The sequence below is a fragment of the Burkholderia sp. 28_3 genome, from assembly GCF_003253915.1.
Lineage (GTDB): Bacteria > Pseudomonadota > Gammaproteobacteria > Burkholderiales > Burkholderiaceae > Burkholderia > Burkholderia cenocepacia.
Genome location: NZ_QKZF01000001.1, coordinates 332,991 through 351,190, shown reverse-complemented (window position 1 = coordinate 351,190; position 18,200 = coordinate 332,991). Strand labels below are relative to the sequence as shown.

The window sequence follows — 18,200 nt, the reverse complement described above, 5'->3', positions numbered from 1 at the left end:
TTGCACTTCTTCAAGTCCCTTCCCTGTCCTTCGCTTCACGCCGCCGTGACCCAACGGGGGCGGCAGCGCGTCACGCGACGGTTTCGCGCTGCGTGTCCGTCTCGAATCCATAGAGCGCAGCCGCGTTGTCGACCAGAATCGCGCGGGCAATCGCGTCGTCCGCCGCGCAATCGTGCAGCCAGCCGAGCAGGCGTGCATCGTCCGGCAGCGGCGACGCGTTCGGATGCGGCCAGTTGCTGCCCCACACGCAGCGTGTCGAATGGCCGCGCGCGAGCACGGCGGCGAGGCGCGCGACGTCGTCGTAGCCCGGTGCGCCGGATTGCGACGTCTCGTACGGCGCGGACAACTTCACCCATGCGTGGCCGCGATCGAGCAGGCGTCGCAGTGCGACAAACGACGGTGCATCCGGGGCGACGGGCGTCAGGAATTTGCCCGTGTGATCGATCACCACGCGCGCCGGCAGCCGCGCCAGCGTCGGCTCGATATCGGCCAGTGTGCGACCGTCGAACTGCAGGTCGATATGCCAGCCGAGCGGCGCGATCCGCGCGGCCATCCGTTCCAGATCGCTCCATTGCGCGGTGCCGCCCGCCAGCATCATGAAGCGCACGCCGCGCATGCCGGCGGCATGCAGCCGCTCCAGCTCCGCATCCGGCACGTCGACCGGCAACGTCGCGACGCCGCGCGCCTGCGGACCGAACGCGGCCAGTGCAGCGAGCGTGCATCGGTTGTCGGCGCCATAGCCGGTCGGCTGTACGATCACCACGCGCGTGAGGCCGAGCGTGCGCTGCACGCGCCGATACGCGTCCGCCGGCGCATGGGGCGGCCGAAACGTCGCCGTCGGCGCGAGCGGGTACGCATCGTCGTAGATATGGATATGGCAATCGCACGCGTCCGGGAACCGCGTGCCGCCCACGCCGTCGCGGATCATCGCCCGCCCGGCGCGACGGATGCGTGCGACGCGCGCCAGCGCGCGAGCCGCGTCGCCTGCGCGGCGTTGACCGCGCCGGTCGGCACGCGCCCGTCGAGCAGCGCGGCGAGCTGGTCGACCGTCTCCAGCGCCTGATGCTCGATCGCCGGCAGCGTCAGCCCGCCGATGTGCGGGGTCGCGATGACGCGCGGATGCGCGGCGAGCGCGGGCGTCGGCATCTGGTCCGCAGCACGGCCGACGTCGAGCGCGCAACCGGCCAGCCGCCCGCTGGCGAGCGCGTCGGCCAGCGCCTGCTCGTCGACGAGTTCGCCGCGCGACGCATTGATGAAGCACGCGCCCGGCTTCATCGCCGCGAATGCCGCCGCATCGATCAGGTTCGCGGTGGCCGGCGTCGCCGGCGCAAGGCAGACGACGTAATCCGAATCGCGCAGCACCGTGGCGGCGTCGACCTGTTCGGGCGGCGGCGCGTCGACCCGCACGTACGGATCGCTGACGAGCACGCGCATGCCGAGCGCCGTCGCGACGGGGGCGAGATGGCGCGCGATCTGCCCATAGCCGATCAGGCCGAGCGTGCTGCCGCGCAGTTCGCGCCCCATCCGTGGCACCGGCGGCGCGCCACGATGGTACGCGTCCGCGTAGCCGCCGATCCCGCGCGCGAGGTCGATCATCGCGCCGACGACCCACTCGGCGACGGCCGGCCCGAAGCCGGGGCTCGCCTGCGTGACCAGCACGCCGCACGCGCTCGCCGCGGCGACGTCGACCGTCCGGATGTCGACCGCGCAACGCAGGAACGCGGCAAGTACCGGCAGCCCCGCGAACAGCGCGCGAGGCGCCGGGGTCTGCCGGTACGCGATGATCGCGTCGCATCCCTGCGCGGCGGCAATCAGTTCGTCCGTGTCGAGTTCGCGATCGTGCGGATTGCAGGTGACGTCCGCGATCGCGCGCAGCGCGCGCAACGCCCTGGCGCCGAAGTAGTGGTCGATCATCCCGCTCGGATGCGTGACGTAGACGCGCGTCATGCGTGACCTCCGTTCGTGCCGGCCGCCTGCGCCGGCGGCGGCGCGACCGAGGCGCGCTCCACGAGCGTCACGTCCGCGAACACGCATGGCCCGGCGGACGGTGCGTCGCCCTCCTGCCGCATCACGCGCCGCACCATCTCGCCGGCCATTTCGGTGACCGGCAGTTGCACCGTGGTCAGCGCCGGCCACGAGATCGCCGACAGGAAATGACCGTCCATCCCGATGACGGAGACATCGTCCGGCACCCGCAAGCCGCCGTCGCGCAGCCCGGCCATCAGGCCGAGCGCGAACAGGTCGTTGACCGCGACGATGCCGGTCGGCCGCGCGGGATCGGCCGCGAGCTCGACGCCGAGCGCACGCCCGACGTCGACGATCACCGAGTCGCCGTATTCGTTCGCGGGACCGCCGTCGAGCACGCGCGCCTGGGTGGCGCCGCCCGCCTCGCTTGCCACGGCGAGAAAGCCGCGGATCTTGTCGCTGCGGCTCACCGTGATGCCGGCCACCGTCGCGAACGCGAGCCGCGTATGGCCGGCGTCGACGAGCCGGCGTGTCGCGAGCCGCGCGGCCGCCTCGTTGTCGGCCGTCACGTGATCGACCTTCGATTGCTCGCCGGGTGTCGCGCGCCGGTCGTAGCTGACGACCGCCATCCCGCGTTCGGCCGCGCGCTCGAGGTGGCTTTCGTCGGCGAGCGACGAGATCACGATCACGCGCCGCACGCCGTGCGCGTACAGATCGTCGAAGAACGACGCCTCCTTGCGCGCATCGCGGTAGGTGTTGCCGATCAGCACGCGATGGCCATACCGTTCCTGCGCGCAGGCCTCGATCTCGCGCGCGATGTAGCCGTACATCGGGTTCGCCATCGACGGCACCAGCAGCCCGACGAGCGGCGTCTGCCCCGTCTTGAGCTGGCGCGCGAGCGTGCTCGGCCGGTACTGCAGCGCGTCCATCGCCGCCTTCACGCGCTCGAGCGTCTCCGGCTTCATCTGGTCGGTGCGTCCGTTGAGCACGTTCGAAACCGTGCTGACCGAAACGGCCGCATGACGGGCCACGTCCTGAATCGTACTCATGTCGTCTTGCATAGAACGGGCTACAGGCCGAAATGGGCCGGCAGCCACAACGAAAACGCCGGTGCGAAGATCAGCGCCACGAGGGCGGCGAACAGCACCAGCAGATATTTCACCATCGGCCGGGCCACGCGCCCGACCTCGGTGCCCGTGATCGCGCAGGTCGTGAACAGCCCGAGGCCGACCGGCGGCGCGAACAGCCCGAACCCCATCGCCACCACCACGACCGTGCCGAAATGCAGCGGATGGATGCCGAGCTGCAGCGCGATCGGCGCGAGCAGCGGCCCGAAGATGATCAGCGCGGGCGCGCCTTCGAGCACGGCGCCGAACACGATCATCAGCAGCGCCGCCAGCAGCAGGAACATCGTCGCGCCGTATTGATGGGCAAACGCCGTCATTGTGCCCGAGACGAGGGCCGGAATCTGCTCGATCGACAGCGCGAACGACACGCTCGACGCCGCCGCGACGATGAACAGGATACCGCTCGCCATCGACGCGGCGCGCACGAACACGCGGCCGACCGAGCGCCACGTCAGTTCGCGGAACGCGAGCCAGCCCACGACGAGCGCGTAGACCACCGCGAACGCGGACACTTCGGTCGACGTCGCGATCCCCGACGTCACGCCCTTGCCGATCATCGCGACCATGACCAGCGCGACGAGCGCGCCGCCCGCGAGCGGCAGCCACGCGCGACGCAAGCCGAACACCTCGGCCACGTCGATCCTGCGCCCGGTGATCACCGTCACGACCGCGAGCGACGCGGCCAGCACGGCCGCCGGCACGATCCCCGCGACGAACAGCCCGGCGATCGAGATGTTCGCGACGAAGCCCATGATGATCATGTTCACGCACGGCGGAATCGTTTCGGCCATCACCGCGCTGCACGCGAGCAGCGCGGCGGTTTCGTTGGGGTCCTGCCGCGCGCGGCGCACCGCCGGCATCACGACGCCGCCCACCGCCGCGATATCGGCCAGTTTCGAGCCCGACACGCCGGAAAAGCACGCCGTCGCGAAGATCACGATCAGGCCGAGCCCGCCCCGCACGCGCCCGAAAATTCGCAGCAGCAACTCGACGAGCCGCGCGGACATCCCGTTGGTCTCCATCAGCAGCCCGGCCAGCACGAAGAACGGCACCGCAAGCAGCACGAAGTGATCGGCGCCGGCCATCACCTGTTGCGAGTAGACCAGCAGCGGCAGCGTCGGATCCGCGAGGAAATACAGCAGCGCCGAGAACGCCAGCACGAACCCGATCGGCACGCCGAGCACCAGCCCGCCGACGAAGCCCGCGACCAGCAGCGTGCCCGGCGCGACCGCATGCGCGGGCCACAGCGCGTTCCAGCCGTACACGGCGCCCGCGAGCGCCGCGCAGCACGCGAACGTGCCGATCACCCGGCGGCGCGGCGCGTTCAGCGCATTCGCAAGCGCGAATACCGTCATGAACAGCGCGCCGAACATCATCGGATACCCGTTGATCCAGCCCGGCAAGCCGCCCGTCGTCAACTGGTCGTACGAATCCGTGAGCAACTGGCACGACGACACCAGCAGGTTCAGCGCGACGGCCGCCACGATCCAGTGGCCGACCTGGATCAGCGCGCCCTGCCAGCGTGCCGGCAGGCGGCCGCGAAACACGTCGATGCCGACATGCTGGCTGCGCCCGAGCACCGTCGCCGCGCCGAAGAACACGAGCACGATCATCAGCGCGCTGGCCACTTCCTCGGCCCAGTCGACCGGGTCGTGCAGGAAATAGCGGAACACGACCGACACGAACACGACGAGCACGTCGACGCCGAGCACCGCGGCCGACAGGTACTCGAGCCAGCGCAGCAGCGCATCCAGTACGCGGGCGGCGCGATGCGCCGGTTGGCCTGCAGCGGGAGCCGGCGCGGCGCCCGACACGGAGTGCATGTCCATCGCTCAACCCCGCGCGGCGGCGATCGCCGGAAACAGCGGCGCGGTGGCCGGATATTGCTTCGCGAACGCCACATACAGGCGGTCGTGCATCGTCTGCCGCAACGCCGCGCGCTCGGCGTCGGCCAGCGGGTAAAACGCCATGCCGCGCTGCTTCAGCGCCTGCTCCGCCTGCGCGGCCTTCTGCGCGGCAATCGCACGCTGCTGCGCGGTCGCGTCGGCCACCGCGCGATCGAAGGCCGGCCGCAGATTGGCCGGAATCCGGTCGAGCGCACGCCGCCCCATCACGACGGTCATCGCCGCGAACACGTGGCGCGATTGCCAGCACGACTTCACGATCTCGTCGAAGCGGCTCGCGAGCACCGTGGCGGGATCGTGCTCGAGACCGTCGACGACGCCCGTCTGCACGGCCATGTACAGCTCGCCGAACGGAATCGGCGTCGGCACCGCGCCCATCGCCTTGAAGGTATCCATGAACGCGGGCGTCGGCAGCACGCGCAGCTTCGTCCCCTTCAGCCCGGGCAACGCCGTCACCGGCTGCTTCGTGAATACGCAGCGCCCGCCGAAATGCGAACCCCAGGTCAGCACCGAGCATCCGGCGCGCTTTTGCAGCAGCGCGTTCAGGCTCGTACCGACCTGACCGTCGAGCGCCTTCGCGACGTGCGCGTAGCTGTCGAACAGGTAGCCGAGATCGAGCATCCCGAGCTCCGGCGCGATCGTGGCCCAGATCGACGAGCCCGAGATCATCATGTCGATCGCGCCGATCTTGACCTGCTGCACGACATCGTTTTCCTTGCCGAGCTGGCTGTTCGGAAAGTAGTCGACCCGGATCGCATCGCCCACGCTCGCCTTCAGGTTCGCGGCGAGACGCTCGTACCACACGTAATGCGCGGCGTTCTGGTCGGCCGGCATCGACGACGAGCAGCGCAGCGTGACGACCGGCTGCTGCGCGCGCACGCCTTCCGGCAAGCCGCCCGCGGCCGCCAGCGTGGCGGCGGACACCGTCTGCAGAAAGCGCCGCCGGGTGTAGGTATTCATGAGCCGTCTCCTTTGCGAGTGCGTCTCGCGACGCGACTGTATCGATTTAGTGTATCGATACAGTAATACGACGACCGATGAGAGAAAAATGGGGGTTTCCCCTGTTCAGGACAAAAAATCCGGATCGTGTGGCGCGTATTTCGGGCGGAATTCGTATGAAAAATCGCCGTTTTTCACGCGTGGGAGGGACGCCGCAAACAATTCGCGCCCGCGTCTTGGATCATCGGACGACCGACTTTCGGTGGTACGCGGCAGGCCGCTCAGGCGAGCAGGCGCAGCGCTAAACGCCCGGATCGTCCGCGCTGTCCGTCAGAAACCGCTCGACCATCGCGTTGAACACCGGCAGCGCCGGATTGTCGTTGTCCGCGCGCCATGCGAGATACAGCTCGGCCGCCACGTTGACGCCGGCCAGCGGCCGGAACACCACGCCGTCCACATGAAGCTCGCGCGCCGACGCCGGCACCAGCGCCGCACCGAGCCCCGCGCGCACGAGGCCGAGGATCGTATGCGTCTGGCCGACGTAGTGCAGGTAGTTCGGCAGCCGCCCGGCGCCCGCGAACATCCCCGAGATCATGTCGTGGAAATACTTGCCCTCGTTCGGCGAATACGCGATGAACGGCTGCCGGTCGAGCTCGTCGGGGCCGATCTGCTCGTAGGTCGCGAGCGGCGCGCCCTCCGCGACCGCGACGAGCATCGGTTCGCGCTGCACGAGCCGGTATTCGAGCGGCTGGCGCGCCGCGCGCTGGCGCACGAAACCCGCGTCGAGCATCCGCGACGCGAGCGCGTCGATCTGCACGGTCGACACCATCTCGCGCAATTCGACGTCGACGTCCGGCAACGCATGCGCCGCGTGCGCGAGCAGCACCGGAATCATCCGGTACGCACTGACGGCCGTGAAGCCGAGCGTGATGCGCCCGGCCCCGCCATGCGCGACGCGCTGCGCGGCCTGCTCGGCGCGCGCGGAAAATTCGAGGATGTGCCGCGCGTCGCGCAGGAAGCGCTCGCCGGCCGCGGTCAGGCTGACCTGCCGGCTGCTGCGCTCGAGCAACGCGATGCCGAGCGCGTGCTCGAGCAACTGGATCTGCCGGCTGAGCGGCGGCTGGGTCATGAAGAGTCGCCGGGCCGCGCGGCCGAAATGCAGCTCTTCGGCGACCGCGACGAAACAGCGAAGCTGGTGCAGTTCAATCATTCAAATCTTGAATCAATCGATAGTCTTTTGATGTTAGACCGATATCGATACGATTTCTATACTCGGTTCCACCTGATGCACGGCCCGCGCCGCGCACGACGACCGAGACCTTCATGACCATCGACATCCTGCTGACCCAGCCGCTTCCCGACACCATCGACGCCGAACTGTCCGCCCGTTATACCGTGCACCGGCTGTATGCGGCCGAGCAACCGGAGGCGCTGCTCGATCGCGTGGCGCCGCGCATTCGCGGCGTCGTGACGGGTGGCGCGAACGGCCTGTCCGCCGCGCTGATGGACCGGCTCGCCGCGCTCGAGATCATCGCGATCAACGGCATCGGCACCGACGCGGTCGATCTCGACCGCGCCCGGGCGCGCGGCATCCACGTGACGACGACCCCCGACGTACTGACCGATGACGTCGCCGACATGGCGCTGGGCCTGATCCTGATGACCCTGCGCGACCTCGGCGCCGGCGAGCGGATCGTGCGCGCCGGCCGCTGGGGCAAAACGGCGCAGCCGCTCGCGACGCAGGTCACCGGCAAGCGGCTCGGCATCGTCGGGCTCGGCCGTGTCGGACGCGCGATCGCGCAGCGCGCGCAGGCGTTCCGGATGCCCGTCAGTTACTTCGGCCCGCGCGAGCATCGCGACAGCGGCTATCGCTTCGTGCCCGACCTCGCCGCGCTCGCACGCGACAGCGACGTGCTCGTGATCGCGGCCTCGGCCGATCACGGCAACGTGCTGGTGACGGCCGATGTGCTCGCGGCGCTCGGCCCCCAAGGATTCCTGATCAACGTCGCACGCGGCAAGCTGGTCGACGAAACCGCGCTCGTGCGCGCGCTGGCCGACGGCACGATCGCCGGCGCCGGTCTCGACGTGTTCGCGAACGAACCGCACGTGCCGGCCGCGCTGCTCGAACTCGACCGCGTCGTCGTGCAGCCGCACCGCGCGAGCGCCACGCACGAAACGCGCGAGGCAATGGGCCGCATCGTGCTCGCGAACCTCGCCGCATGCTTCGCGGGCCAGCGCCCGCCGACCAGCGTCACCCGCTGAGCGCCACACCGCCCGCCCGTTACAACACCGGATGCCTCCGCACGACGGAGGCCAGGAGACACGCATGTCCCATCGATCCAGCGGCGCTGCCGTCGCCGCCTCGCCCGCCGCCTCGCGCACGATCGGCCGCGTCCGTTACGCGGTCCTCGCGCTGATTTTCGCGGTCACCGTCGTCAACTATGCGGACCGCGCGACGATGTCGATCGTCGGCACCGGCGTCGCGCACGATCTCGGGCTCACGCCGGTCCAGCTCGGCGTCGTCTTTTCCGCGTTCGCGTGGGCCTATGCGATCGGCCAGATTCCGGGCGGCTGGCTGCTCGACCGCTTCGGCGCACGGCGCGTGTATGGCCTGAGCCTGTTGCTGTGGTCGGTGTTCACGATGCTGCAGGGCACGGTCGGCGCGTTCGCCGTGCAGGGCGCGGCCGCGACACTCGCGCTGTTCGTGATGCGCTTCATGCTCGGCCTCGTCGAATCGCCGGCGTTTCCGGCCAATTCGCGGATCGTCGCCTGCTGGTTCCCGACGGCCGAACGCGGCACCGCGTCGGCGCTGTTCAATTCCGCGCAGTACATGGCCGTCGTGCTGTTCACGCCGGCGATGGCGTGGCTCACGCATGCGCTCGGCTGGGAGCACGTCTTCCTGTGGATGGGGCTGCTCGGCATCGCGCTCGCCGCGCTGTGGTTCGCGTGGTATCGCGAGCCGCACGGCCATCCGCGCGTGACCGACGCGGAGCGTGACTACCTGCGTGCTCACGGCGCGCTCGTCGATCTGGAAGCGAACCGCGTGCGCGAGCGGCCGCGCGTGTCGTGGCACGACGTGTCGCAACTGTTCCGCCACCGGAACCTGTGGGCGATCTACATCGGCCAGTACTGCATCACGGCGCTCACCTACTTCTTCATCACGTGGTTCCCGATCTACCTGATCAAGGGGCGCGGGATGACGATCATGGAAGCCGGCTGGGTCGCCGCGCTGCCGGCGATCTGCGGCTTCACGGGCGGCGTGCTCGGCGGCGTGCTGTCGGACTGGCTGATCCGGCGCGGCATGCATCCGTCGAGGGCGCGCAAGACGCCGTTCGTCGCGGGGATGGCAATGGCGACGCTGCTCGTGCTCGCGAACGGCGCATCGTCGAACGCGGTCGTGATCGCGCTGATGACGATCGCGTTCTTCGGCAAGGGGCTCGCAGCGGTCGGCTGGGCCGTGCTCGCCGACACGGCGCCGGAAGGCATGGTCGGGCTGAGCGGCGGCGTGTTCAACGGCCTCGGCAACATCGCCGGGATCGTCACGCCGCTCGTGATCGGCTACTTCGTCGCCAGCACCGGCTCGTTCGCCGGCGCGTTGTGGTTCGTCGCCGCGCACGGACTGATCGGCATTGCGGCGTACGTATGGCTCGCGGGCCGCTTCGAGCGCATCCGCATCGCGCCGGCCGCATGAGCGCCGCGGCCGCACGCCGGCGCCGTCACGCGCGCTGGCGGCTGCTCGGCACGTGCTCCGTCGTCAGCCGGTCGAGTTCGCGCAGATCGTTCTCCAGCGCGGGCGTGAGCGTCGTGCGCAGGTGGTCGAGGAAGGTGCGGATCTTCGCATCGAGATAGCGGCGCGTCGCGTAGACCGCATAGACGCTCACCGTCTGCAGCCGGTACTCGGGCAGCACGCGGATCAGGCGCCCTTCGCGGATATCGTCGAGCACCGTATACAGCGCCACGCACGCGATCCCGCGCCCGGCGCGCACCGCGACGCACAGCGCGTCCGGCACGTTGACCTGGAACGGCGCCGGCTGCAGCTCGTAGACGGTTTCCTCGCCGTCGCTGCGCTCCAGGCGCCATTCGCCGGCCGGCGACGCGGGCGTGTCGAGGCGCAGGCACACGTGGTTCGGCAGTTCGTCGGGCGTCTGCGGCGTGCCGTGCCGCGCCAGGTATTCGCGCGACGCGACGAGTACGCTGCAGCTCGTGCCGCAGGTCTGCGCGACATAGCCCGAATCGGGCAGCTGCGACGCGGTCACGATCGACACGTCATACCCCTCTTCGACCAGGTTCGGCATCCGCTGCGCCAGCGTCAGCTCGACCGATACGTCGGGGTTGTCCTCCTGGTAGCGGACGATCGACGACACGACATGACTCTGCCCGAGCCCCGTCATCGCGTGAATGCGCATCTTGCCGCTCGGCCGCAGCAGCGCGTTACGCGCCTCCGCGTTCGCGTAGTCGATTTCCGCGAGGATCGATTTCGCGCGCTCGAAATAGCGCTCGCCGCTTTCGGTCAGGCCGAGGTGGCGGGTCGTGCGATGCAGCAGGCGCGTCTGTACGTGGGCTTCGAGGTTCGAGACCGCGCGCGACACCTGCGCGGTGGTCGCGTCGATTTCCTTCGCGACCGCAGTAAAACTGCCGGCTTCGACGACGCGCACGAACAGGCGCATGTTTTCGAGCATGTCCATTGAATTGGCTTGGGGAGAGTCAGTGGGGAGGCGTCGGCGGCGCTCGCGTCAGAGGGGCAACGGAACACGGCCGCGAACCACGTCGAATCGATCACCGTGCCGGGGAGAAGGCGGGAGAGCGGGCATCGCGTACGGGGTTCTGGCATGACGGGGGAATTCAGTGCGCCGAATTGTACGCCGCTGCAGACGAATTTGGGCGATTGTGCGCACGCAAGTTCTCATCCGGTGAAAGCATTTTGCAAGACTTGCGCGTCGCACGCGTGCAACGACGCGATGCCGCGCGACAATTTGTATCACAACACGATATAATTCCGCGCTTGGCCGCCACGCCCTCGCGTTGTCATTTTTACCGCTTACCGTCCATGTCGTCAGGCTCCTCCCCGTCGCGCCGCACGTTGCGGCAGTGGCTGCACAGCTTCATTCCCCATCCGATGACACTCGGCTGGCGCGAGCGCCTGCGCTCGTGCACCGGCGCGCTCGTCGGCATCGCGACGGTCGGCGTCACGATGCGGCTGCTGCCCGGCGTGCCGGGCCTCGTGCCGCTGCTCGTCGCGCCGATGGGCGCGTCGGCCGTGCTGCTGTTCGCGGTGCCGGCGAGCCCGCTCGCGCAGCCCTGGTCGATCATCGGCGGCAATCTCGTCGCGGCGACGGTCGGCGTCGCGTGCGCGCAATGGATCGCCGACCCGATCACGGCCGCCGCGGTCGCGATCGCCTGCGCGATCGGCGGCATGTTCGCGTTGCGCTGCGTGCATCCGCCGTCGGGCGCCGTCGCGCTCACGGCCGTGGTCGGCGGCCCGGCGATCCATGCGCTCGGCTTCGGCTTCGTCCTGCAGCCGATCGCGCTGCAATCGGCGATCCTGCTGTCGGCCGCGCTCGTCTACCACGCGCTGACCGGGCACCGCTACCCGCACGGCGGCGTGCGCCCCGAAGCGAAACCGCAGACCGGCGGCGCCGCCCCGGCGCGCGGCGGCTTCACGCGCGGCGACCTCGACGCGGTGCTGAAGCGCCGCAGCGAATGGCTCGACGTCGATCCGGACGATCTCGAAACGCTGCTGCGCGAAACCGAAATGCAGGCTTATACGCGCACATTCGGCCAGTTGAAGTGCGCCGACCTGATGACGAAGCATGCGATCGAGGTCGCGCCGTCGACGTCGGTCGCGACCGCGCTCACGCTGCTCGATCGCCACCGCGTGAAGGCGCTACCGGTGGTCGACGGCGAAGGCCGCCTGACCGGCATCGTCACGCGCGCCGACCTCACGCGTCAGTTGCGCCGTCCGGCCCCGCTGTGGCAGCGCCTGTCCGCGCGGTTGCCGCAATCGTTCGGCGGCCAGCCCGCGAGCGTCGCGTCCGTGATGACGCGCGACGTCGCATCGGTGCCGGAAACCATGCCGATTACGGCGCTCGTGCCGCTGTTCACGCATTCGGGCCACCACCATATTCCGGTCGTCGATGCGTCGCGCCGGCTCGTCGGCATCATTACGCAGACGGATCTCGTCACGGGCCTGTATCAGCAGACCCAAATGCTCGAGGCCGCGTAGCGCGCACCCCGTCACGTCACCGCCTGCGACACGCGGAATGCGATCATTCCGCCTGATTTCGGCCATTTATATCATATTGTGATATATTTACCGCCACCGTAACCGACTGCCCGACCGACCTCGATGAACGATACCCGACGCGCGCTGACGAAAGGCGATTTCCAGCAACTGTCCGAGTTCCGCTACCAGATGCGCCGCTTCGAGCGCTTCTCCGAACGCGCCGCGCAAAGCGAAGGCGTGACGCCGCTGCAATACCTGCTGCTGCTGCACATCAAGGGCTATCCGCATCGCGAATGGGCGACCATCGGCGAACTCGCGGAACGCCTGCAGGCGCAGCACCACGGCGTCGTGGCGCTGGTGACGCGCTGCGAAGCGCTCGGGCTCGTGAAGCGCAAGCCGAGCGAAGCCGACCGCCGCCAGGTCGAAGTCCACCTCGAGCACGCCGGCGAAACGCTGCTCGCCCGCCTCGCGGCCATGCATCGCGCCGAACTGAAGTCGCTCAAGGACACGTTCCAGGTTCCCCAGATCGATTACTGACCCTTGCCACTCCGATGAACGCCCCACATAAACGCGATTTCTCGACCAACGAACGCCTGCCCAGGATCGCGTTGCTTGCCGCCGTGATCGGCCTGCTCAGCACGCTTGCCGCGTTCGTGCTGCTGAGCCTGATCCACCTGTTCACGAACCTGTTCTTCTTCCAGCAGTTCTCGTTCGCCGATCATTCGCCCGCGAACAACACGCTCGGCGCCTGGGTGATCGCCGTCCCGGTGATCGGCGGGCTGATCGTCGGCCTGATGGCGCGTTTCGGTTCGGAGAAGATTCGCGGCCACGGCATTCCGGAAGCGATCGAGGCGATCCTGTTCGGCAAGAGCCGCATGTCGCCGAAGGTCGCGATCCTCAAGCCGCTGTCGTCCGGCGTCGTGATCGGCAGCGGCGGCCCGTTCGGCGCCGAAGGCCCGATCATCATGACGGGCGGCGCGCTCGGCTCGCTGATCGCGCAGTGCGTGCACGTGACCGCCGCCGAGCGCAAGACGCTGCTCGTCGCCGGTGCAGCCGCCGGCATGACCGCCGTGTTCGGCACGCCGGTCGCCGCCGTGCTGCTCGCGGTCGAGCTGCTGCTGTTCGAATGGCGCCCGCGCAGTTTCCTGCCGGTCGCGCTGGCGTGCGCGGTGGCCGGCTTCGCACGCGCGGTGTTCTTCGGCGTCGATCCGCTGTTTCCGCTGACGACCGCCGCGCCCACGCCCGTCGCGCTGCTGTCGTGCATCGTCGCGGGTCTGCTGTCGGGTGCGCTCGCATGCGGCCTGTCGGCGGCGCTCTACCGCGTCGAAGACACCTTCGCGAAGCTGCCCGTGCACTGGATGTGGTGGCCCGCGCTCGGCGCGATCGTGATCGGCGTCGGCGGCTGGCTCGAGCCGCGCGCGCTCGGCGTCGGCTACGACGTGATCGGCGACCTGCTGCACCAGCACATCGTGCTGAAGATCGCGCTCGCGCTGCTGATCGTGAAGGCCGTGATGTGGGTGATCGCGCTCGGCTCCGGCACGTCGGGCGGGGTGCTCGCCCCGCTGCTGATGCTCGGCGCCGGCCTCGGCACCGTGCTGTCGCCGGTCTTGCCGGGCGGCGATCCGGCGCTGTGGCCGCTCGTGTGCATGGCCGCGACGCTCGGCGCGACGCTCGGCGCCCCGCTCACCGCGATCGTGTTCGCCTTCGGTCTCACGCACGACACCAATGCGCTGCTGCCGCTGCTCGCGGCGACGCTCGTCGCGCACGGCTTCGCGACCATCGTGATGAAGCGCTCGATCATGACGGAAAAGATCGCACGCCGCGGCTACCACATCTATCGCGAATACGGCGTCGATCCGCTGGAGCGGCACGACATCGGCGAAGTGATGACGTCGGCCGATCTGCTCGTCGCGATCGACGGCACCGCGACGCTCGATACCGTCGAGACGCAATACTTCGGCGCGAAGCAGACACACCGCGCGTACCCGGTCGTGCAGAACGGCCGCCTGCTCGGCCTCGTCGATCGCGCGACGCTCGACGCGCAACGTGCGCAGGCTGGCGCCGACACGCCGATCTCGGCCGCGTTCGCCGATCGTGCACCGGCCGTCGCGCTGGCGCACGAAACCTGCCGCGTCGTCGCGTCGCGCCTGGCGATGCTCGGCCTCGAACGCCTGCCGGTGGTCGCCGACGAGCAATCGCTGCGCATCACGGGGATCGTGTCCCGCAGCGACCTGATCAAGCCGGCGCTCCAGCACTTCGACGACGAACACAAGCGCGAGCGCTTCCGTCCGGTCGTCCCGGTCAACCTGCGCGGCATCGGCTCGCGCAAGGCCGGCTGACGTCGTTCGCGTGCGCGGCGCTCTGCCGCGCGCCGCTTCCCTGCCTCACGCCGCGCCACGATACGGTGCGCCCGTCGCGCGCCGCATCGCCTTCCCGTCGCTTTCCGCCGTTTAAAGTTGGTTAACAATTCAACAGACGAAAGTTTGTCATCATGGTGCTCATGCGACGGGGCCATCCAATAGCCATTCCACTTCGCCATTCGATAAAGAGTCGCGGCGCGGCATGCACGTACATGCCGCCTGCCGCGACCGTCACCTCACCACACCACGACCGGGCAGCGCACCGACCGCGCCACGCATGACGTCGAGCCGTACACGACGCATGCCGCGCCGCAGCAACATGCGCAGCATCCGAGCCGCCATTTGGCAAGCGCGTTAACAACTTGTTTCGGAATGACCGGAACCGTGCCCGCCCGATGCGATCTCACTTGCACGCAGCACTGCTGCGCATCCCACTCAATCAATCACGACTCGAGGGAGATAACGTGAACGTGAAATACTTACCGCTCATCGCATTGACCGTGGCAATTTCTGCTCATGCCGCTGAACCTGCCGTGCAAAACGTGGGACAAAGCCAGAAAGACGCTCCCGACGTTTCGGCGTGCATCGCCAAGACCTGGGCCGACAAGTCGCAACAACAGGTGATCTCGCAGAACGTGCTGGCCAACGGCCTCGCGACCGATGTGTATGCACCGGGCCAGCAGCCGCCGAACGGCGCCGCCGCGATGGTGCGTCCGTCGTGGAAGCCGGGTGCGAAGACGTGGGTCGGCGTGCGCGGCGATGCAGCGTCCGCCGGCGACATCAACGCCTGCCTGTAACGATGTAACGAGAACAGGCGCACCGGATGGCCTTGCGCCATCCGCTTGCGACGAGCCCCGCTTCGGCGGGGCTTTTTCTTTGCGGCGCGGAAAGCGTCTTACAGGTAGCTGCAGACGTAATCGAGCGTCTCGAGCACTTCGATGTCGAAGCGGCTCTTGCCCGGCACCGAGAACGATTCGCCGGCGCCGTAGGTCTGCCATTCGCTGCTGCCGTCGAGCTTCACGCGGCACTTGCCGGCCTGCACTTCCATCAATTCGGGCGCATCCGTGCCGAAGTTGAGCGCGCACGGCAGGATCACGCCGAGCGTCTTGCGCGTGCCGTCCGGGAAGAGCACGGTATGCGACACGCACTTGCCGTCGAAATAGACGTTCGCGCGCTTGACGACCGATACGTTGTCGAATTGGGTTGCACTGGTCATGTGATGCCTCTGATTGCTGGATGCCGGATGGCGATGGAGTTGGAGGCCGGCCGGAGCGGCGGGCCGGCCGCTATGATACCGGCTCGCGCAACGTGTATCGGAATGGCGCGCTACCGGTGCGTGCCGGGCCCACGATCGTCAGGATCACTACGTGATTCATGTGGGGTGCCGGTTCACCGCAACCCCTTGCGCCGCGCGGAATCGCGCAGGCAATCGAGCAGCATCGCCGCGGCCGGCGTCAGCGGGCTGTCGCGGCGCGTGACGACCTGAACCGATACGCCCGGCAGGCGCTCGCGAATCGGCAGCACCGCGAGCTGCTCGCGCGCCCACTCGCCTTGCAGCAGTTGCTCGGGCATCGATGCGATCAGGTCGCAGCCGGTCATCAGGCTGTGCGCAAGACCGAAGCTCGGGCATTCGACGACGCGCGCCGGCACCGGCAGCCCGTACGCGACGAACGAATTGAACAACACCTGCGTAGAGCTTTCCGGCGACGGATTCATCAGCCAGTCGGCCTCGACGAGATCGGCGAGCGACGTGGCCGACGCGAGCGGATGCCCTTTGCGCGCGACGATCAGCGAGCGGCTCGCGTAGAGCTCCGCATGATCGAACTCGGCGGCGAGCAGTTCAGGCACGACGACGGCCACCGCGAAATCGAGCGAGCCGTCGTGCAGGCGCGGCAGCGCGACCCCCGGGAACCCTTCGACCAGATTGACGCGCGCCACCGGAAAGCGGCGCCGGAACGCACGGAATGCGTCGGGCAGGATCGTCACCGCCGCCGCGGGCGTGATCGCCGCCGCGACGGAACCCGTCATCGCGCCCTGCGCCTGCTCGATGTCGTCGCGGGCGCGCTGCATTTCGGCGACGATGAGCCGCGCGCGCACCTGCAGTTGCTGGCCGAACGCGGTGAGCTGCACGCCGCGCGCGGTGCGCACGACGAGCGACACGCCGAGCGCGATCTCCAGCTCCTTCACCGCCTTCGTCAACGCGGCCGGCGACACGTTCAGGCGCCGCGCGGCCGCGCGAATGCTGCCCTCCTCCGCGGCGGTGACGAACGCTTTCAGCTGATGGTATTTCATGGGGCAATGCGTGATCCGTGGAAACCCTGTGCGGCGCGCGGCGCCATCGCTCAGGGTATTCCCGAGCGGCAACCGACGGTGTGCACCAAAGCAATTTAGCAGCTTCTGGTACGCAAAAGAAATTTATATGCTTGGTCGTCGCATGCGCATCAGACGCCCCACCCGGCCCCACAGGAGACACCATGCTGCAAGCCGTGAACCCCGTCATCCCCGGCATCGCCGCGATCGCCCCCGAGCTCGTCGAAGTCCGCCGCCGCATCCACGCCCATCCCGAACTCGCATTCGAAGAGACGCTCACCAGCGATCTCGTCGCCGAACTGCTCACCGGCTGGGGCTACGACGTGCATCGCGGCATCGGCAAGACGGGCGTGGTCGGCGTGCTACGCGCAGGACAAGGCACGCGTACCGTCGGCCTGCGCGCCGACATGGACGCGCTGCCGCTCGCGGAAACCACGGGCCTGCCGTACGCAAGCCGCCACGCGAACAAGATGCACGCATGCGGCCACGACGGCCACACCGCGATGCTGCTGTGCGCGGCACGCCACCTCGCGGCGACGCGCCATTTTTCCGGCACGCTGAACCTGATCTTCCAGCCGGCCGAGGAAAATTTCGGCGGCGCGAAGGCGATGATGGACGACGGCCTATTCGACCGTTTCCCGTGCGACGCGATCTTCGCGATCCACAACATGCCGGGCCGCGCGGCCGGCGACATGGCGTTTCGCACCGGCGCCGCGATGGCGTCGGCCGACCGCGTGACGATCACGCTGCGCGGCGTCGGCGGCCACGGCGCGATGCCGCATTTCGCGCGCGATCCGATGTCGGCCGCGGGCAGCATCATGGTCGCGCTGCAGACGATCGTCGCACGCGAAGTCGACGCGCAGCATGCGGCCGTGATCACGGTCGGCAGCGTGCAGGCCGGCGAGACGTTCAACATCATTCCGGAAACCGTCGTGATGAAACTGTCGGTGCGTGCGCTGAACGCCGACGTGCGCGCGCTGCTCGCGCGCCGTATCGACGCGCTCGCGAAGGGGCAGGCGGAGAGCTTCGGCGTCACCGCGGAAGTCGACTACGACTATGGCTACCCCGTGCTCGTCAATCACGCGGAACCGACCGCGTTCGCGGCCGACGTCGCACGCCAGATGCTCGGCGCCGACCGCGTCGAAACCGAAGCCGCGCCGCTGATGGGCAGCGAGGATTTCGCGTTCATGCTCGAAGCGCGCCCCGGCTGCTACGCGTTCATCGGCAACGGGATCGGCAGCAAGGGCGGCTGCATGGTGCACAACCCCGGCTACGACTTCAACGACGACATCCTCGCGATCGGCGCGAGCTACTGGGTTCGCGTCGCCGAAGCCTGGCTCGCGGCCTGACGGCCCTTCACCACGCAGTTTCG

At 68.7% G+C, this 18,200-nt stretch carries 16 protein-coding genes; 7 read left to right on the top strand and 9 right to left on the bottom strand.

Going from position 1 to position 18,200, the window contains the following annotated elements:
* Positions 1–70: 70 nt before the first annotated feature.
* The 6 genes from DFS13_RS01640 to DFS13_RS01615 form a co-directional block, all read right to left on the bottom strand.
* On the bottom strand, positions 71–928 hold the full coding sequence (locus DFS13_RS01640) for an amidohydrolase (RefSeq protein WP_006483969.1): 858 nt from the start codon (positions 926–928) through the stop codon (positions 71–73).
* Positions 925–1,947: a hydroxyacid dehydrogenase gene (locus tag DFS13_RS01635; protein ID WP_060263388.1), complete on the bottom strand. Its 1,023-nt coding sequence runs from the start codon at positions 1,945–1,947 to the stop codon at positions 925–927. The genes DFS13_RS01640 and DFS13_RS01635 overlap by 4 nt, the downstream gene beginning before the upstream one ends.
* Entirely contained in the window at positions 1,944–3,026 is a 1,083-nt protein-coding gene (locus DFS13_RS01630; RefSeq protein ID WP_059720791.1) for a LacI family DNA-binding transcriptional regulator, read from the bottom strand. The genes DFS13_RS01635 and DFS13_RS01630 overlap by 4 nt, the downstream gene beginning before the upstream one ends.
* An 8-nt stretch (positions 3,027–3,034) precedes the next feature.
* Positions 3,035–4,921, bottom strand: coding sequence for a TRAP transporter large permease subunit (locus tag DFS13_RS01625; protein WP_111441324.1), 1,887 nt, complete (start codon positions 4,919–4,921; stop codon positions 3,035–3,037).
* Positions 4,922–4,924: 3 nt separating this feature from the next.
* Positions 4,925–5,956 (bottom strand): TRAP transporter substrate-binding protein, encoded by a 1,032-nt coding sequence (locus DFS13_RS01620; RefSeq protein ID WP_006494693.1) that lies wholly within the window; start codon positions 5,954–5,956, stop codon positions 4,925–4,927.
* A gap of 280 nt (positions 5,957–6,236) precedes the next feature.
* On the bottom strand, positions 6,237–7,145 hold the full coding sequence (locus DFS13_RS01615; protein ID WP_006482957.1) for a LysR substrate-binding domain-containing protein: 909 nt from the start codon (positions 7,143–7,145) through the stop codon (positions 6,237–6,239).
* Between the two features lie 113 nt (positions 7,146–7,258).
* On the opposite strand from DFS13_RS01615, the gene DFS13_RS01610 reads away from it, so the two are divergent.
* Positions 7,259–8,197, top strand: coding sequence for a 2-hydroxyacid dehydrogenase (locus DFS13_RS01610; protein WP_111441323.1), 939 nt, complete (start codon positions 7,259–7,261; stop codon positions 8,195–8,197).
* 64 nt (positions 8,198–8,261) lie between these two features.
* Positions 8,262–9,626: an MFS transporter gene (locus tag DFS13_RS01605; RefSeq protein WP_111441322.1), complete on the top strand. Its 1,365-nt coding sequence runs from the start codon at positions 8,262–8,264 to the stop codon at positions 9,624–9,626.
* 25 nt (positions 9,627–9,651) lie between these two features.
* On the opposite strand, the gene DFS13_RS01600 is transcribed toward DFS13_RS01605, so the two are convergent.
* Positions 9,652–10,620 carry a LysR family transcriptional regulator gene (locus DFS13_RS01600; RefSeq protein ID WP_006494690.1) on the bottom strand — a complete coding sequence of 323 codons (969 nt, stop codon included), beginning with the start codon at positions 10,618–10,620 and terminating at the stop codon, positions 9,652–9,654.
* A 362-nt stretch (positions 10,621–10,982) separates the two neighbouring features.
* Between DFS13_RS01600 and DFS13_RS01595 the strand changes: the two genes are divergently transcribed.
* The 4 genes from DFS13_RS01595 (at position 10,983) to DFS13_RS01580 (ending at position 15,315) form a co-directional block, all read left to right on the top strand.
* Positions 10,983–12,158: an HPP family protein gene (locus DFS13_RS01595; RefSeq protein ID WP_048988079.1), complete on the top strand. Its 1,176-nt coding sequence runs from the start codon at positions 10,983–10,985 to the stop codon at positions 12,156–12,158.
* Between the two features lie 123 nt (positions 12,159–12,281).
* Positions 12,282–12,695, top strand: coding sequence for a MarR family winged helix-turn-helix transcriptional regulator (locus tag DFS13_RS01590; RefSeq protein ID WP_006482973.1), 414 nt, complete (start codon positions 12,282–12,284; stop codon positions 12,693–12,695).
* Between the two features lie 14 nt (positions 12,696–12,709).
* Complete coding sequence (locus DFS13_RS01585; protein ID WP_006482970.1) at positions 12,710–14,497, top strand: chloride channel protein; 1,788 nt, start codon at positions 12,710–12,712, stop codon at positions 14,495–14,497.
* Between the two features lie 485 nt (positions 14,498–14,982).
* Positions 14,983–15,315, top strand: a complete 333-nt coding sequence (locus DFS13_RS01580; protein ID WP_006482964.1) for a hypothetical protein — start codon at positions 14,983–14,985, stop codon at positions 15,313–15,315.
* 98 nt (positions 15,316–15,413) lie between these two features.
* Here the strand turns inward: DFS13_RS01580 and DFS13_RS01575 are convergent, their stop codons facing one another.
* Both DFS13_RS01575 and DFS13_RS01570 read right to left on the bottom strand, forming a co-directional pair.
* The gene (locus tag DFS13_RS01575) at positions 15,414–15,734 is read right to left on the bottom strand and encodes a pyrimidine/purine nucleoside phosphorylase (protein WP_006478890.1); all 321 of its coding nucleotides are present in this window, start codon (positions 15,732–15,734) and stop codon (positions 15,414–15,416) included.
* Positions 15,735–15,907: 173 nt separating this feature from the next.
* Complete coding sequence (locus tag DFS13_RS01570) at positions 15,908–16,810, bottom strand: LysR substrate-binding domain-containing protein (protein ID WP_006482963.1); 903 nt, start codon at positions 16,808–16,810, stop codon at positions 15,908–15,910.
* Positions 16,811–16,992: 182 nt separating this feature from the next.
* Between DFS13_RS01570 and DFS13_RS01565 the strand changes: the two genes are divergently transcribed.
* Positions 16,993–18,177, top strand: a complete 1,185-nt coding sequence (locus tag DFS13_RS01565; protein WP_060211183.1) for a M20 aminoacylase family protein — start codon at positions 16,993–16,995, stop codon at positions 18,175–18,177.
* Positions 18,178–18,200 lie beyond the last annotated feature (23 nt).

Coding starts and splice junctions, on each gene's coding strand:
- DFS13_RS01575 (WP_006478890.1), bottom strand. CDS start 15,734: ATGACCAGTGCAACCCAATTCGACAACGTATCGGTCGTCAAGCGCGCG.
- DFS13_RS01590 (WP_006482973.1), top strand. CDS start 12,282: ATGAACGATACCCGACGCGCGCTGACGAAAGGCGATTTCCAGCAACTG.
- DFS13_RS01640 (WP_006483969.1), bottom strand. CDS start 928: ATGATCCGCGACGGCGTGGGCGGCACGCGGTTCCCGGACGCGTGCGAT.
- DFS13_RS01610 (WP_111441323.1), top strand. CDS start 7,259: ATGACCATCGACATCCTGCTGACCCAGCCGCTTCCCGACACCATCGAC.
- DFS13_RS01570 (WP_006482963.1), bottom strand. CDS start 16,810: ATGAAATACCATCAGCTGAAAGCGTTCGTCACCGCCGCGGAGGAGGGC.
- DFS13_RS01615 (WP_006482957.1), bottom strand. CDS start 7,145: ATGATTGAACTGCACCAGCTTCGCTGTTTCGTCGCGGTCGCCGAAGAG.
- DFS13_RS01635 (WP_060263388.1), bottom strand. CDS start 1,947: ATGACGCGCGTCTACGTCACGCATCCGAGCGGGATGATCGACCACTAC.
- DFS13_RS01630 (WP_059720791.1), bottom strand. CDS start 3,026: ATGCAAGACGACATGAGTACGATTCAGGACGTGGCCCGTCATGCGGCC.
- DFS13_RS01625 (WP_111441324.1), bottom strand. CDS start 4,921: ATGGACATGCACTCCGTGTCGGGCGCCGCGCCGGCTCCCGCTGCAGGC.
- DFS13_RS01595 (WP_048988079.1), top strand. CDS start 10,983: ATGTCGTCAGGCTCCTCCCCGTCGCGCCGCACGTTGCGGCAGTGGCTG.
- DFS13_RS01600 (WP_006494690.1), bottom strand. CDS start 10,620: ATGGACATGCTCGAAAACATGCGCCTGTTCGTGCGCGTCGTCGAAGCC.
- DFS13_RS01585 (WP_006482970.1), top strand. CDS start 12,710: ATGAACGCCCCACATAAACGCGATTTCTCGACCAACGAACGCCTGCCC.
- DFS13_RS01565 (WP_060211183.1), top strand. CDS start 16,993: ATGCTGCAAGCCGTGAACCCCGTCATCCCCGGCATCGCCGCGATCGCC.
- DFS13_RS01605 (WP_111441322.1), top strand. CDS start 8,262: ATGTCCCATCGATCCAGCGGCGCTGCCGTCGCCGCCTCGCCCGCCGCC.
- DFS13_RS01620 (WP_006494693.1), bottom strand. CDS start 5,956: ATGAATACCTACACCCGGCGGCGCTTTCTGCAGACGGTGTCCGCCGCC.